This is a genomic window from Kluyvera genomosp. 1, assembly GCF_001266615.1.
Classification (GTDB): domain Bacteria; phylum Pseudomonadota; class Gammaproteobacteria; order Enterobacterales; family Enterobacteriaceae; genus Kluyvera; species Kluyvera cryocrescens_A.
Map to the genome: position 1 here is coordinate 151,255 of NZ_LGHZ01000038.1, position 14,468 is coordinate 165,722.

General features: G+C 56.4%; 13 protein-coding genes. 9 read left to right on the plus strand and 4 right to left on the minus strand.

Features of this window, described 5'->3' with window-relative positions; translation table 11 throughout:
• The first annotated feature begins 18 nt into the window (after positions 1-18).
• Complete coding sequence (locus KP80_RS19030; protein ID WP_052285206.1) at positions 19-765, plus strand: GntR family transcriptional regulator; 747 nt, start codon at positions 19-21, stop codon at positions 763-765.
• Here KP80_RS19030 and KP80_RS19035 read toward each other — a convergent pair.
• The 3 genes from KP80_RS19035 to KP80_RS19045 are packed head-to-tail and all read right to left on the minus strand — an operon-like array spanning position 739 to position 3,976.
• Positions 739-1,695, minus strand: coding sequence for a PfkB family carbohydrate kinase (locus KP80_RS19035; protein WP_052285207.1), 957 nt, complete (start codon positions 1,693-1,695; stop codon positions 739-741). The genes KP80_RS19030 and KP80_RS19035 overlap by 27 nt on opposite strands.
• A complete protein-coding gene (locus KP80_RS19040; protein ID WP_052285208.1) occupies positions 1,692-2,696 on the minus strand; it encodes an ADP-ribosylglycohydrolase family protein in 1,005 nt (334 codons plus the stop codon). Before KP80_RS19040 ends, KP80_RS19035 begins: the two co-directional genes overlap by 4 nt.
• Entirely contained in the window at positions 2,693-3,976 is a 1,284-nt protein-coding gene (locus KP80_RS19045) for a nucleoside permease (protein ID WP_052285209.1), read from the minus strand. The genes KP80_RS19040 and KP80_RS19045 overlap by 4 nt, the downstream gene beginning before the upstream one ends.
• Positions 3,977-4,223: 247 nt before the next feature.
• On the opposite strand from KP80_RS19045, the gene fbaB reads away from it, so the two are divergent.
• The 8 genes from fbaB to KP80_RS19085 all read left to right on the plus strand — a co-directional run bounded on the left by fbaB (position 4,224) and on the right by KP80_RS19085 (position 13,403).
• Positions 4,224-5,276 (plus strand): class I fructose-bisphosphate aldolase, encoded by a 1,053-nt coding sequence (gene fbaB, locus KP80_RS19050; RefSeq protein WP_052285210.1) that lies wholly within the window; start codon positions 4,224-4,226, stop codon positions 5,274-5,276.
• Between the two features lie 325 nt (positions 5,277-5,601).
• Complete coding sequence (locus tag KP80_RS19055) at positions 5,602-6,756, plus strand: mandelate racemase family protein (RefSeq protein WP_052285211.1); 1,155 nt, start codon at positions 5,602-5,604, stop codon at positions 6,754-6,756.
• A gap of 67 nt (positions 6,757-6,823) precedes the next feature.
• Positions 6,824-8,446, plus strand: a complete 1,623-nt coding sequence (locus tag KP80_RS19060) for an ABC transporter substrate-binding protein (RefSeq protein WP_052285212.1) — start codon at positions 6,824-6,826, stop codon at positions 8,444-8,446.
• On the plus strand, positions 8,443-9,480 hold the full coding sequence (locus KP80_RS19065) for an ABC transporter permease (protein WP_052285213.1): 1,038 nt from the start codon (positions 8,443-8,445) through the stop codon (positions 9,478-9,480). The genes KP80_RS19060 and KP80_RS19065 overlap by 4 nt, the downstream gene beginning before the upstream one ends.
• Entirely contained in the window at positions 9,477-10,382 is a 906-nt protein-coding gene (locus KP80_RS19070) for an ABC transporter permease (RefSeq protein WP_052285214.1), read from the plus strand. The genes KP80_RS19065 and KP80_RS19070 overlap by 4 nt, the downstream gene beginning before the upstream one ends.
• A complete protein-coding gene (locus tag KP80_RS19075) occupies positions 10,354-11,220 on the plus strand; it encodes an ABC transporter ATP-binding protein (protein ID WP_052285215.1) in 867 nt (288 codons plus the stop codon). The genes KP80_RS19070 and KP80_RS19075 overlap by 29 nt, the downstream gene beginning before the upstream one ends.
• A 10-nt stretch (positions 11,221-11,230) precedes the next feature.
• Entirely contained in the window at positions 11,231-12,004 is a 774-nt protein-coding gene (locus KP80_RS19080; RefSeq protein WP_052285216.1) for an ABC transporter ATP-binding protein, read from the plus strand.
• Positions 12,005-12,113: 109 nt separating this feature from the next.
• On the plus strand, positions 12,114-13,403 hold the full coding sequence (locus KP80_RS19085) for an ABC transporter substrate-binding protein (protein WP_052285217.1): 1,290 nt from the start codon (positions 12,114-12,116) through the stop codon (positions 13,401-13,403).
• On the opposite strand, the gene yegS is transcribed toward KP80_RS19085, so the two are convergent.
• Entirely contained in the window at positions 13,400-14,299 is a 900-nt protein-coding gene (gene yegS / locus KP80_RS19090) for a lipid kinase YegS (RefSeq protein ID WP_052285218.1), read from the minus strand. The two genes, KP80_RS19085 and yegS, sit on opposite strands and share 4 nt — an antisense overlap.
• Positions 14,300-14,468 lie beyond the last annotated feature (169 nt).

Here is a 14,468-nt window from a genome sequence, read left to right on the forward strand (position 1 = left end):
TTTGCCAGGAAATGATAAATGGAACAAGCGCATACCCGGCTAATCGCGCAGCTCAATGAGCGCATTGCCGCGGCGGATAACACGCCGCTGTACCTGAAGTTTGCCGAAACGGTGAAAAACGCGGTGCGCAGCGGCTGGCTTGAGCATGGCAATATCCTGCCCGGCGAGCGCGACCTGAGCCAGCTCACTGGCGTGTCGCGCATCACCGTGCGCAAAGCGATGCAGACGCTGGAGGATGACGGCGTGGTGACGCGCGCCCGCGGCTACGGCACGCAAATCAATAATATCTTCGAATATTCATTGAAAGAGGCGCGCGGTTTTTCCCAACAGGTGGTGCTGCGCGGCAAAAAGCCGAATACCTTATGGGTGAACAAACGGATCGTTGCCTGTCCGGATGACGTGGCGACACAGCTGGCCATCGAGCCGCGCAGTGACGTCTTTTTACTCAAGCGTATTCGCTATGTCGATGAGGAAGCGGTTTCCATTGAAGAGTCATGGGTGCCTGCCCATCTTATTGATGATGCGGATGCGATTGGCGTTTCTCTTTACGACTATTTCCGCAGCCGCCATATCTTCCCGCAGCGTACGCGCTCACGCGTCAGCGCCCGTATGCCGGATGCCGAATTTCAGTCGCACATTAAGATGGATGAGAAAATCCCGGTGTTGGTGATTAAACAGGTGGCGCTTGATCAACAGCAGCGGCCGATTGAGTACAGCATCAGCCACTGCCGCAGCGATTTATATGTCTTTGTGTGTGAGGAGTAACGCTTCGCGCGTGGGGCTACAATCGCCGCCGCGGTGACCGACAACCCACGATGCCACGGCATTACCCAGCAGCACGGATTCACCAAGCGACCAGCCAGACGCTAATCCGGCGAGCGTGCCCCCGGCGTGGCTGTCCCCCGCGCCAATGGTATCGACCACGCCAGTGGAAAACGGCTCAGCCAGCCCCTGTTCCTGCTGGCTGAAATACCACGCACCATCCTTATCATGACGCACAATCAGCGGCGCGTTGAATTTCGCCAGCCAGGCATGGCCAAAGGACTGCGTTTGTGCTGGCAGGGCGAATCTCTCAGCCGCGATGTCCGCTTCCTGGCGGTTAAGCGAAATGATCGGCTGGCAGGCCATGATTCTGTCCATCAGCACCGCGGGAATATCGGCAATGCGCGGGCCAAAGTCGATAAATGGCGTGACATCCTTCAGACCCTCCAGCCAGTTCACCAGCAGCTCACCGCAGGGTGACGATAATTGATAGCCGGAAAGTGACACCAGGCTGCCAGGGGCGACGCTAAGCCGTGCCAGCCAGTCGGCGTTCCACTGATTTTCCACGCCGCTAAAAGACATAAATGTGCGCTCGCCATCCGGCTCCACCAGGGCCAGACACCAGCCGTTATCTCCCGCCACGCCGTCTATTTCGCTGGTTAAGCCTTCTTTGGCAAGATTGTTGCGAATGATATCCGCCCATACGCCCTGGCCGATAGGTAGCGCGTTTTGTGCCTGTAGCCCTAAACGTTTTAGCGCCACGGCAATATTCAGTGCGCAGCCACCAATATTGACGCTCTGCTGCTGCAGCTCAATATCGCAACCGCGCCACGGCAGAGCGTAGGCATCGGCAATAACATCTATCACCGCCGCACCGACGACGGTAATCTGACGCTGGTTGCCCAGCGTGGATAGCCGCGAAAGCTGACTCATGCCACCTCCCGTTGCTCTCTGTACTGGGCAAGAGCGGTGGCGTAGCGATTAAAGTCGAGCTGATTAACCTCATCAAGTTGCTGTTTTAATGACGGGTCGATAGCGGAAATACCGCCCAATGCGCCGCAAATGGCTGTCGCCATTGCGCCAATGGTATCGGTATCGCCACCCAGGTTGGCACACAGCACCGCGCAACGATTCGGACAGCCCTCGGCCAGTTCAACCATCGCAATAGCGCAGGGTACCGATTCAATGGTGCTGGTCCCGGCGCCTACCAACTGATAGAGCCGTTCGCTAGCCGATTCAATTCCCTGCGCGTTGCGCACGACATCAAGCGCCAGTTCGAGACGTGCGGCCAGCGACGCGCTGAAGGTAGTGACCCGTTTTTCCTGCGCATGACGCGCTATGGCGGGCAGGGAATCGACAATGGAGGCCCAGCTTTGGCCGTCGATGGCGCGGGAAATCGCCCAGGCTACCACTACCGCACCGGCCACCGCGAGGTCTGATTTATGCGTTGGACTGGAGGCGAGGGCAACGTCATCAATAAAGCTGTCGAGATTATTCGCTGGCAGCAGGCAGCCCAGCGGGGAGACGCGCATGGCGGCACCGTTGGTCACGCCGTTATTCTCAAGCTCAGCCACCGGTTTGCCGTCACGGATGGCGTTCAGGGCGATTTTTGACGTTGGCCCCAGCACGTTTTTATTAAAGGCATCAAATTCTTGTGCCCAGTGCAGAATATTGCGTCCGATGACATCCGGGTTTATTTGCCCGTTGCATTCCAGAATGGCGTCGGCAAGGCACAGCGCCATTGAGGTATCGTCGGTAAATTCCGCGCGGTTAAAGTAGCAGGCGGCGTTATTTTCTGCGGGGCCCGGCAGAAAGCGGTCAATCCAGCCAAAATGCGCTTTCACGCGGCTACGCGGCCACAGTTCTGATGGCATGCCCATCGCATCTCCTAATGCCTGGCCGTAAAGCGCGCCGAGAATACGTTCTGCTTTCATTTCAATTCCCCTTGTGTCAGTGCAGTATCGCGAGCATCGTTTTGCACCTTGATAGCGGTGATCTCTTTATCCGATTCGCGGAAGAAAATCATAAACAGCACGGCGATGACGGCGATCATAATGGCGCCAAAGCCCCACATCCCCGCCCAGTTGAAGGTCAACCCATTGACCGGCTCTTTATAGGCAAACATTTTTTCCATCATCACCCCGCCAAGACGGTAGCCCAGCAGGCTGCCAAAGCCCTGACAGCAAAGCGTGATGAGCCCTTGGGCGGCGGTGCGCATATGCACCGGCGTCTTTTTGTCCACGTAGATGTAGGCGGTCACGTAGTAAAAATCGTAGCTTACGCCGTGAAGCAAAATCCCCAGGAACAGCAGTGCGTAGGTGAAGTATTGCTCTGCGCCGCCGTAAACGAAAAATCCATAGCGAATCGCTGCGGTGACAAGACCAAGTAATAATACCTTCTTGATACCAAAACGTTTGGTAAAGAACGGCAGGGCCAGCATAAAGAAGATTTCAGAGAACTGGCCAAGCGTCATCCAGCCGGTCGCATTGCGCATGCCGACCTCGCTGAGGTAGCCATTGGCGAAGATGTAATAGAACGCCAGCGGCATCGCAAAGAGGAAAGAGCACACGAAGAACACGAGGAAGTTTTTGTCTCGCAGTAGTACCAGCGCGTCCAGGCCCAGCATGACTTTGAAGTCCATCTTGCCGGTACTCTTCGGCGGCGTATCAGGCAGCAGGAAGGCAAAGATACCCAGCAGCAGGGAGCTGCCGGCGGTGATCAGCAGCGGAATATTGGTCGGGGAGATATCGCTGTATCCCATCATCTGGGGTAGGAATCCGCACACCAGGCCAGAGGCAATCCAGCCAATGGTGCCCATGACGCGAATACGGGGGAAATCCCGTTCCACGTCGCCCACGTTGGCAAAAGCGATGCTGTTGGTTAAGGCGATGGTGGGCATATAGGTGAGCGAGTAGGCCAGCAACAGCGGAAAGAAACCGCTGAAGGTGGTTTGCTGGGCGGCGAAATAGATCAAAATCGCGCCCGCAAACATCAGCACCGCCAGGACTTTTTGCGCGGAGAAGAAGCGGTCGGTGAGCGAACCCACCAGAATCGGTGAGAGAATCGCCGCAATCGCGGTGCAGGCGTATGACCAGCCAATTTCACCAGCGGTAAACCCGCTTTTACTCAGCCAAAGCCACAACGGCACAAACCATGCGCCCCAGATAAACCATTCAATGAACATCATGAACGACAGCTTTACTGTAGTTTTCATCTTTAAATCCTTCATGACAGGTAAGGTACGTCATGACAATACCATTGACTAATACCTTTTAAATACCTTTAAGGCGAAACTTTGACCGCCTTAACACTTTACTGTCCATGAATCGTGCCAGCAGATTGCACTTAAAAGTGACTTCATCATGGAAAAAATACGCAGACGCGACCAGACTTATTGCTGCCCTAAAATTCGGGCGGGACAATCAGGCCGACGCAACGTCGGCACTTACGGGAGCATCGCTATGACTGATATTACGCAATTGCTTGGCAAAGACGCCGACAGCCTTTTACAGCATCGTTGTATGACCATTCCAGCCGACCAGCTTTATTTACCCGGCCACGATTATGTTGATCGGGTGATGGTGGATAACAACCGTCCGCCTGCCGTATTGCGAAATATGCAAACGCTCTACAATCACGGACGCTTAGCCGGTACCGGTTATTTGTCTATTTTGCCAGTGGATCAGGGTGTTGAGCACTCGGCTGGCGCATCGTTTGCGGCGAATCCGCTCTATTTTGATCCTAAAAATATCGTTGAGCTGGCGATTGAAGCCGGCTGTAACTGCGTAGCCTCAACCTACGGCGTGCTGGCATCGGTTTCTCGCCGCTATGCGCACCGCATTCCGTTCCTTGTGAAGCTTAATCACAACGAAACCCTGAGCTACCCTAATACCTTTGACCAAACGCTGTACGCCAGCGTCGAGCAGGCGTTCAACATGGGTGCGGTGGCGGTTGGGGCAACCATCTATTTTGGCTCGGAAGAGTCACGCCGTCAGATTGAAGAAATCTCTGCTGCCTTTGAGCGTGCGCACGAACTGGGGTTGGTAACTGTCCTGTGGGCCTATCTGCGTAACCCGGCGTTTAAGAAAGACGGCGTCGATTACCACGTATCCGCTGACCTCACCGGTCAGGCCAACCATCTGGCCGCCACCATTGGTGCCGATATCGTTAAACAGAAAATGGCGGAAAACAACGGTGGCTATAAAGCGGTGAACTTCGGCTATACCGACGACCGCGTTTATAGCAAGCTGACTACCGATAACCCGATTGACCTGGTGCGCTACCAGTTGGCGAACTGCTACATGGGCCGCGCAGGGCTGATTAACTCCGGCGGCGCGGCGGGTGGTGAAACCGACCTGGCGGATGCAGTGCGTACGGCGGTTATCAATAAACGTGCCGGTGGGATGGGGCTTATCCTCGGTCGTAAAGCGTTTAAAAAATCGATGGCTGACGGCGTTCAGTTGATTAACGCCGTACAGGATGTGTACCTCGATACCAAGGTCACCATCGCTTGATTTTCTGGCAGTGCCCGGTGGCGCAATGCTTACCGGGCCGGTCAGATTGACGCCACTTATCGGTGGCGTCGTCCAGTCGTTTTATCGCGGTTGATCCCTCTCACATTCCCCACCTCTTTTGTGAAAAACATCACGTACTGTTGTGCGATTGCCCAAAAAACAGCCCGGCGTTAGCGGAATTTGTCCGTGGAAGCGCTGCTATTTTGTGCTTAGATTAGTGATGAAACGCCTTTTCAATTCCGTAAAACCGATTTATCGGATCCGTGTTGGACACAGGATTGTGGCGCGAAATGCGCCATTTCGAATGTTGTACTAAGGACACATAATGAAAATTGAATCTGTAAATGTCACCGTCTTCCAGCATCCTACGCGCCGCGTCTCCGACAGCGCCGGGCACTCACATCCGGGGCCTGAAAGCATGGCGAAAATGGCGATGCTGACCATTACCGCCGATGACGGCAGCAAAGGCTACTCTTTTGCGCCACCGGAAATTGTGCGCCCGTTTGTGGTCAATACCTTCTTCCGCAAAGTGCTGGTGGGCCAGGACCCGTTTAACCGCGAACGTATCTGGCAGGATCTGGTGCATTGGCAGCGCGGTAGCGCGCATCAACTCACCGAGCGCGCGCTCTCTTTTGTTGAGCAGGCGCTGTGGGATTTGGCTGGGCGCAAGCTTAATATGCCGGTCTACAAACTGCTGGGCGGCTACCGTGACAAAGTCCCGGCCTACGGCAGCACCATGTGCGGCGATGACCTGCCCGGCGGCTTGTCCACCCCGGAAGAGTACGCTGCGTTCAGCGAAACGCTGGTGGCGCGCGGTTATAAGGCCATCAAACTGCACACCTGGATGCCGCCGGTCTCCTTCGCGCCAAACCCGAAAATGGATATCAAGGCCTGTGCTGCGGTGCGTGAAGCGGTCGGCCCGGATATTGACCTGATGATCGACGGCTATCATTGGTACAGCCGTACCGAGGCGCTGTGGATTGGTAAAGAGCTGGAAAAACTCAACTTCGCCTGGTTTGAAGAGCCGATGGAAGAGGACAGCATGTCATCCTACGCCTGGCTTGCCGAGAATCTGTCGATACCGATTATTGGCCCGGAAAGCTTTGGTGGTAAACACCACAGCCGTGCGGACTGGGTAAAAGCGGGCGCCTGCGACATTCTGCGTGCGGGTGCCAACGGCGTGGGTGGCATTGGGCCAACCATGAAAGTGGCCGCGCTGGCTGAGTCGTTCGGCATGGATTGTGAAGTCCACGGCAACGGTGCGGCAAGCCTGGCGGCGGTGGGGGCGATTCGCAACTGCCGCTGGTATGAACGCGGCCTGCTGCACCCGTTCCTCGACTACGACCAGCCCGCCGCCTACCTAAACAGCATCATCGACCCGATGGATGCCGACGGGTTTGTGCATTTGTCACAACGTCCGGGATTGGGCGAAGACATCAATTTTGACTATATCGAAGCCAACACCGTCAGCCACGACTGACACATAACAAATAAAAGATAGGCACGAATGGATTCGTCGCCTGTCGTACCCTACAGGCGACAGATAGATGAAAAAATCCTCCTTACTGGGAGCGTGTTTGCTCGCGCTCACCATGACGATGGGGAGCGGGGCGGCGCTGGCTAAAACGCCGCCCGATCAGCTCATTATCGGCATGAACATGAACAACCTCCTGACCCTCGATCCGGCCGCGATGACCGGTAACGAAGTGGTGGGAATTGTGGTTAATCTCTATGACTCACTGGTGGAGCTCGACCCGGAGCAGCTCACCAATGTGAAACCGGCGCTGGCCAAGTCCTGGGATATCAGCCAGGACGGCAAAACGCTCACCTTCCACCTGCAAGATAACGTCAAGTTTCACTCCGGCAATCCGCTGACCGCTGCCGATGTGGTGTGGTCGATGCGGCGTATTCTGCACCTCAACCTGGCACAGGCGTCGGTGTGGAAATCCTACGGCTTTAGCAAAAAGAACGTCGATAAGCAGGTCACTGCGCTTGACGATTACACCGTGCAAATTGTCCTGCCAAAAGATAACGACCCGCAGTTGGTCATTTACTCGCTAGGCGCGCTGGGCAACCTCGGGGTGCTCGACAGCAAAACGGTGCAGAGCCATGAACAGGACCACGATTGGGGCAACCGTTGGCTCACCACACATGAAGCCGGTTCGGGCCCGTTTACGCTGGAAACCTGGCAGGCTAAAGACGTACTGCGTATGAAGCGCAATCCGGCGTACTGGCGCGGCGAGCCGAAGATGAGCCGCGTGGTGTTGCGCCACTTCCAGGAGTCGCAAACCCTGCGGTTGATGATTGAGAAGGGCGACCTGGATATCGCGAACAATATGGCGGTTTCCGATATCAACGCTCTGCGTAAAGACCCAGACCTGACCGTTGATGCCGTGCAGCGTGGCACCATGTACTACGTCTCCATGAGCATGAAGGAGCCGCACTTTGCCAATCCGAAAGTGCGTGAGGCGGTACGTTACCTGATTGATTATCAGGGGATCAACAAAGCCCTGATGCCGGGTTACGGTGTGCTGCACCAGCGGCCCATCAAAGCGGGAATGCCGTCAACGCTTGCGGATCCGGGCTACACCTTCGATTTGGCGCGGGCGAAGAAGCTTTTGGCGGAAGCGGGTTATCCGGACGGCTTTGATACCACCCTGCGCGTGCTGTCCGATCAGCCGTTCCTCAACATTGCCATTGCCGTGCAGTCCACGCTGATGCAGGCAGGGATTAACGCCAAAATCATCACCGGTACCGGTAACCAGATCTACGGCGCAATGCGCGAACGTAAGTTCGACATGCTGGTTGGGCGTGGCGGTAGCGGTATGGAACCCCATCCACACTCTAGCCTGCGTGCGCTGGTCTATAACCCGGACAACAGCGATGAAGCGCGGCTGACCAACTTCCAGGGCTGGCGCACCGGTTTCTACGATAAGCCGCTCAACGAGATGATCGACCATGCGCTGCTGCAGCGCGATCCACAAAAACAGGTCGCGGAATACCAGGCGGTGCAGACGCGATTTGATCAACTGATTCCAGCGATGATCCCGGTTTCCCAGATGGTGGATTCCGTGGTGGTGCGTAATGAAGTGAAAGACTACAAACCGCACCCGTCGGCCACCACCTTCCTGCGTGATGTCTACAAAGTTAGCGAAGGAGATAAAGGATGAGTACGGCAATTCTCGCGTCCGGCTCCCGTACCCGGCGCTTTTCAAAACGGTTGATCCAGGTCGTCATCACGCTGTTTGGCCTGCTATTGCTGACCTTCTTTATTGGCCGCGTGATGCCCATTGACCCGGTGCTGGCAATTGTTGGCCCGGATGCCGATCAGAGCACCTATCAGCAGGTTTATCACCAGTTGGGCTTTGATCAGTCGCTGATGACGCAGTTTGGCATTTACTTCGTCAATCTGCTCCACGGGGATTTGGGCAATGCGCTGCTGACCGGTAAACCGGTGACCGACGATATTATCCGCGTTTTCCCAGCCACCATGGAGCTGGCGACGATGGCGATTATCGTCGGCGCGGGTCTCGGTATTCCGCTGGGCGTTTTAGCGGCGGCACGTCGCAACAGTCTTTCCGATTACGTGGTGCGTATTATTAGCCTCGCCGGTTATTCGACGCCGATTTTCTGGGTCGGGATGATGGGGCTGCTGGTGTTCTACGCCTGGCTTGGCTGGGTGGGCGGCGCCGGTCGTGTGGATCTGGGGCTGGACGGCATTGTGCCGCGCCGTACCGGTTTGATGACCGTCGATGCGCTGCTGGCGGGTAACAGTGAAGTGTTCTGGAATGCCATTAATCACCTGATTCTGCCAGCCGCACTGCTGGGTTTCCATTCGCTGGCCTACATCAGCCGTATGACCCGCAGTTTTATGCTGGCGCAGCTGTCGCAGGAATTCATCATCACCGCGCGGGTAAAGGGCTTAACTGAACGTCAGGTTATCTGGAATCACGCTTTCCGTAACATTCTGGTGCAACTGCTGACGGTCGTCGCGCTGGCCTACGGCTCCCTGTTGGAAGGGGCGGTGCTGATTGAAACGGTCTTCTCCTGGCCGGGCTTTGGCTCCTATCTCACCGGTAGCCTGCTGCTGGGTGATATGAATGCGGTGATGGGCTGCGTGCTGCTGGTGGGCGTTATCTTTGTGATGCTCAACCTGCTCTCCGACATGCTGTATCAATTCTTCGATCCGAGGACAAAATCATGACGGTTTCTCTGGATACCTCGCTTGCCAGCGGGACAGGCGAAGGCCGCCAGCGGCTGCTGCGTGCTTTCACCCGTACCGGTGGTTTTATCGGCAAGATGGCGCGTAATCCGCTGACCGCTATTGGTGGCGGGATCATCTTCCTGCTGGTGATTGTGGCGATATTCGCACCGTGGATTGCCCCGTACAAACCGCTGGTGCAGGACTTAAATAACGCGCTGACCGCGCCGAACGCTCAGCACTGGTTCGGTACCGATGAGTTTGGCCGCGATATCTTCAGCCGGCTGGTCTACGGTTCGCGCATTACGCTGTACATCGTCCTGCTGGTGTCGGTCACCGTTGGCCCGCTGGGACTGCTGCTTGGTGTTTGCGCGGGCTACTTCGGCGGCAAGGTCGATATGGTGCTGATGCGCGTCACCGATATCTTTATCTCCTTCCCAAGCCTGGTGCTGGCGCTGGCGTTTGTCGCGGCGTTAGGTCCAGGGCTTGAGCATGTGGTTATTGCCATCACGCTGACGGCCTGGCCGCCGATTGCCCGTCTGGCGCGTGCCGAAACGCTCTCTCTGCGACAGGCTGATTTTATCTCTGCTGTTCGTCTGCAAGGGGCGTCACCGGCGCGCGTGCTGTGGCGGCATATCGTTCCGCTGTGTCTGCCCTCGGTGATTATCCGTATCACCATGAACATGGCGGGGATCATTCTGACCGCTGCCGGTCTGGGTTTCCTCGGCCTCGGTGCGCAGCCGCCGGAGCCGGAGTGGGGTGCCATGATCTCTAGCGGCCGCACCTACATGATGGAGTGCTGGTGGGTGGTGACGATTCCGGGGCTGGCGATTCTTATCAACAGCTTAGCGTTCAACTTCTTAGGAGATGGCCTACGTGACATCCTCGATCCTCGCAGTGAATAACGCGGCACCGCTGCTCGACGTGCGCGACCTGAGCGTTGATTTCGTTAACGGCGACACGGTAACCCATGCGGTCCGCGGCGTCTCCTTCCAGTTAGGGCGTGAGAAGCTGGCGATTGTCGGCGAATCGGGTTCCGGGAAATCGACCGTCGGACGGGCGCTGCTGCACCTGCACCCGAAAAAAGCGCGTATTGGCGCCAGCCGGATGCAGTTTGGCGATGTCGATCTGCTGAACGCCAGCGAGGCGCAGATGCGCGCCATTCGCGGCAAGCGGATTTCGATGATTATGCAGGACCCAAAATATTCGCTGAATCCGGTGGTGCGCGTGGGTGACCAAATTGCGGAAGCCTGGCTGACGCATCATCCTGGCCACAAATCCGAGGCGAAAGCCAAAGCGCTGGAGATGCTGGACGTGGTGCGCATTCGCGACCCCGAGCGGGTTTATCAGCTCTATCCGCATGAAATTTCCGGCGGGCAGGGGCAGCGCATCATGATTGCCATGATGCTGATTACCGACCCGGAATTGGTGATTGCCGATGAACCAACGTCGGCGCTGGATGTATCAGTACGTTTGCAGGTGCTGGGGCTGCTCGATGATTTGGTCAAATCCCGCGGGCTGGGGCTGATTTTTATCAGCCACGACATCAATCTGGTGCGCAGCTTTTGTGACCGCGTGCTGGTGATGTACGCCGGGCGAGTGGTGGAATCAATTGCCGCTTGCGACCTCGACCATGCGCAGCATCCGTATACGCAGGGGCTTATCAGCGCTCTGCCGGATATGCAACATCGCCGCCCGGTTTTGCCGGTGCTGCAGCGCCAGGCCAGCTGGCTGACGGACTAAGGAGCGCACGATGATTGAAGTGAAAAACCTGAATCTGGTTTTCGGCGAGGGCGACAAACGCAACCAGGTGCTGTACGACGTGAATTTCCACGTTCAGCCGGGCGAGATTTATGGCCTGGTAGGGGAGTCCGGTTCCGGGAAAACCACGGTGCTGAAATGCCTGGCCGGGCTGTTTAACCATTGGCAAGGCGAGTTGGCGATAGGCGGCCAGCGGCTGGGGAACACTCTCAGCCGCGAGCGTTGCCGCCAGGTGCAGATGGTGTTTCAGGATCCTTACGGCTCGCTGCACCCGCGTCATACCATTGGCGACATTCTCGAAGAGCCGCTGCAGATCCACGGCATTAACGACCGTGACCGGCGGATTAACATGCTGCTGGATCGCGTGGGGTTAAATCGGGCGTTCCGTAACCGCTATCCGCACCAGCTCTCCGGCGGCCAGCGGCAGCGCGTAGCGATTGCCCGCGCGCTGATTCTTGAACCACAGGTGCTCCTGCTCGATGAGCCGACTTCGGCACTGGATGTGTCGGTGCAGGCAGAAATCCTCAACCTGCTGGCGGAGCTGCAGGCAGAGTCGAATCTCACCTATCTGATGGTGACCCACGATTTAGGCGTGATTGCTCATCTGTGCCAGAAAGTGGCGGTGATGCAGTACGGCAAAATTCTGGAAACGCTGAGCGTAGATGCATTGGTGAGCGGTGAAGCGAAAACGCCGTATACGCAGATGTTGGTGAATGCCAGTCGTCAGTACACGCGAGAAATGGCGCGTGAGGTTGCCGCGTACTAATTCATGTTGTCGTTTTGGCCCGAAGGTGAAGCGACTTCGGGCTATTCGACAAAGAACGTCGGATGGCGGTCTGTGCCGTCTTCGACCTACCTCTGGGAAACGATAAAAAATGCATAATAAATCTTTCCGAATGGCCCTACCGCTGGTGCTCAGCGCCTGTACTGCCTCTGCCCTGGCGGCGGAAACCGTTGATTTGCGCATGTCATGGTGGGGTGGGAATGGCCGCCATCAGGTCACGCTCAAAGCCCTGGACGCTTTCCATCAACAGTATCCGGATATCAACGTCAAAGCCGAATACACCGGCTGGGACGGCCACACTTCGCGTCTGACCACCCAACTGGCGGGCGGTACCGAGCCTGACGTGATGCAAACCAACTGGAACTGGCTGACGCTGTTCTCCAAAGACGGCAGCGGCTTCTATGACCTCAACCAGGTCAAAGAGGAAATCGGGCTCGATAATTTCACTGCTAAAGATCTGCAGCCGGTGACGGTGAAGGGCAAGCTTAACGGTATTCCGGTGGCGATGACCGCGCGTATTTTTTACTTCAACGACCAGACCTGGGCGAAAGCCGGATTGAGCTTCCCGAAAAACTGGGATGAGCTGATGACTGCGGGCAAAACGTTTGAGAGCAAACTGGGGAAACAGTATTACCCGGTGGCACCGGAAAGTCTTGGCGTGCTGGCGCTGCTGAACTCGTACATGGTGCAGAAGTACAATCTTCCGGCTATCGACGAGAAGGCGAAGAAGTTCTCCTACAGCGACGCGCAGTGGGTAGAGTTTTTCCAGCTGTATAAAGATCTGGTGGGCAACCACGTGATCCCGGATATGAAGTACTACGCCTCATTCGGTAAGGGCAACATGTATGAAATGAAGCCGTGGATCGAAGGCGAGTGGGGTGGCGTCTACATGTGGAATACCGCTGTCACCAAATACTCCGATAACCTTAAACCGCCGGCCAAACTGGTTCTGGGCGATTATCCGATGTTGCCAGGCGCCACCGATGCCGGGCTGTTTATGAAGCCGTCGATGATGCTGTCGATTGGTAAAACCAGTAAAAATCCGCAGGCAGCGGCGAAGCTGATTAACTTTCTACTCAACAGCAAAGAGGGCGTTACGCTCTTGGGGCTGGAGCGCGGTGTACCGCTGAGCAAAAGTGCCGTCGCGACGCTCACGCAAGCGGGCGTCATTAACGATAAGGACCCATCGGTTGCCGGGATTAAGCAGGCGCTGGCGCTGCCGACGACGCTGTCAGTGTCGCCATATCTCGAAGACCCGCAGCTGGTGCAGGAATTTGATAGTGCGCTGCAGTCGATTGATTACGGTAAGAAAACCGTCGCCGAAACGGCAACGGATTTCAAACGGCAGTCGGAGCGCATCTTAAAACGCGCGATGCGTTAACGCAGTAATGGACAGTCCGGCGGCAGGCGACAGCGCAGCGCCGCCGGCAAAATCTCCATGCGGAAGGTTTTCCCACTCAGCGGTTCGCCGTCGAGATTGAACGTCATCTCGTGCGGGGCGGTCACTTCAAACCACGGCGACACGCTGTCCACCAGATTCTCCGTGCCATCGCTGCTGGCCAGCGTATTAAACAGCGCTGGCAGCAGCTCTTCACCGGTAAAAATGCGCAGATGCAGCAGACCATCGTCAATCAGCGCGTCCGGGCAAAGCTGCTGACCGCCACCGGCCTGACGTCCGTTACCGATACCAATCACCAGCGCATCGCCTTGCCAGCTAAAGTTCTCACCCTGGATTTTGCAGCGATCGGGTTTCAGGGTGTCCATGCGCATCAGCCCGTGGATCAGATACGACACCCCGCCCAGTGCGGCTTTCAGTTTCTCTGGCGTTTCGGTGGTGATGCGCGTGCCGAATCCGCCGGTGGCCATGTTGATAAAACAGGTTTTGCCATTTACCTGGGCGATATCCACCGGCACGTCGCGCCCGGCAATCGCCAGCTTCAGGGCGTTAGCCATATCGGCCGGAATATTCACGCTGGTGGCGAAATCGTTGGCGGTGCCGAGCGGCAGAATACCGAGCGCCGGAACCGGATTTCCCGCACATTGAATCAGCGCGGTGGCAATTTCGTTGATGGTGCCGTCGCCGCCGCCGGCGATCACCGTTGCGACCTTGAGGGAGACCGCTTCTTCAACATAGCGAACCGCGTCGCCTTTCTCCCAGGTCACGCGGACATGAATTTCTACACCTTCATCACGCAATAACTGAACAGCTTCGCGCAGCTGCGGGTGGTTGGCACTTTTGCCGTTAAGGATCAATAAACTGGCTGGAAAATCTGACATCGTGGTACCTCTTTATGGGGTATGCAAAGAGTGTAACAAAGGACGGTCAGATGTGCTTGTCTGGGGAGCAGGCAAAAAATAAGCCCGTGTAAGGGAGATTACACAGGCTAAGGAGGTGGTTCTTGGGTACAGCTAGCATTTATGGATTATGTTTTTCAGCGGAGGGAAT

Excerpts from the sequence above, each read along its gene's own strand:
- KP80_RS19030 (WP_052285206.1), top strand. The coding sequence starts at position 19 with ATGGAACAAGCGCATACCCGGCTAATCGCGCAGCTCAATGAGCGCATT.
- KP80_RS19035 (WP_052285207.1), bottom strand. The coding sequence starts at position 1,695 with ATGAGTCAGCTTTCGCGGCTATCCACGCTGGGCAACCAGCGTCAGATT.
- KP80_RS19040 (WP_052285208.1), bottom strand. The coding sequence starts at position 2,696 with ATGAAAGCAGAACGTATTCTCGGCGCGCTTTACGGCCAGGCATTAGGA.
- KP80_RS19045 (WP_052285209.1), bottom strand. The coding sequence starts at position 3,976 with ATGAAAACTACAGTAAAGCTGTCGTTCATGATGTTCATTGAATGGTTT.
- fbaB (WP_052285210.1), top strand. The coding sequence starts at position 4,224 with ATGACTGATATTACGCAATTGCTTGGCAAAGACGCCGACAGCCTTTTA.
- KP80_RS19055 (WP_052285211.1), top strand. The coding sequence starts at position 5,602 with ATGAAAATTGAATCTGTAAATGTCACCGTCTTCCAGCATCCTACGCGC.
- KP80_RS19060 (WP_052285212.1), top strand. The coding sequence starts at position 6,824 with ATGAAAAAATCCTCCTTACTGGGAGCGTGTTTGCTCGCGCTCACCATG.
- KP80_RS19065 (WP_052285213.1), top strand. The coding sequence starts at position 8,443 with ATGAGTACGGCAATTCTCGCGTCCGGCTCCCGTACCCGGCGCTTTTCA.
- KP80_RS19070 (WP_052285214.1), top strand. The coding sequence starts at position 9,477 with ATGACGGTTTCTCTGGATACCTCGCTTGCCAGCGGGACAGGCGAAGGC.
- KP80_RS19080 (WP_052285216.1), top strand. The coding sequence starts at position 11,231 with ATGATTGAAGTGAAAAACCTGAATCTGGTTTTCGGCGAGGGCGACAAA.
- KP80_RS19085 (WP_052285217.1), top strand. The coding sequence starts at position 12,114 with ATGCATAATAAATCTTTCCGAATGGCCCTACCGCTGGTGCTCAGCGCC.
- yegS (WP_052285218.1), bottom strand. The coding sequence starts at position 14,299 with ATGTCAGATTTTCCAGCCAGTTTATTGATCCTTAACGGCAAAAGTGCC.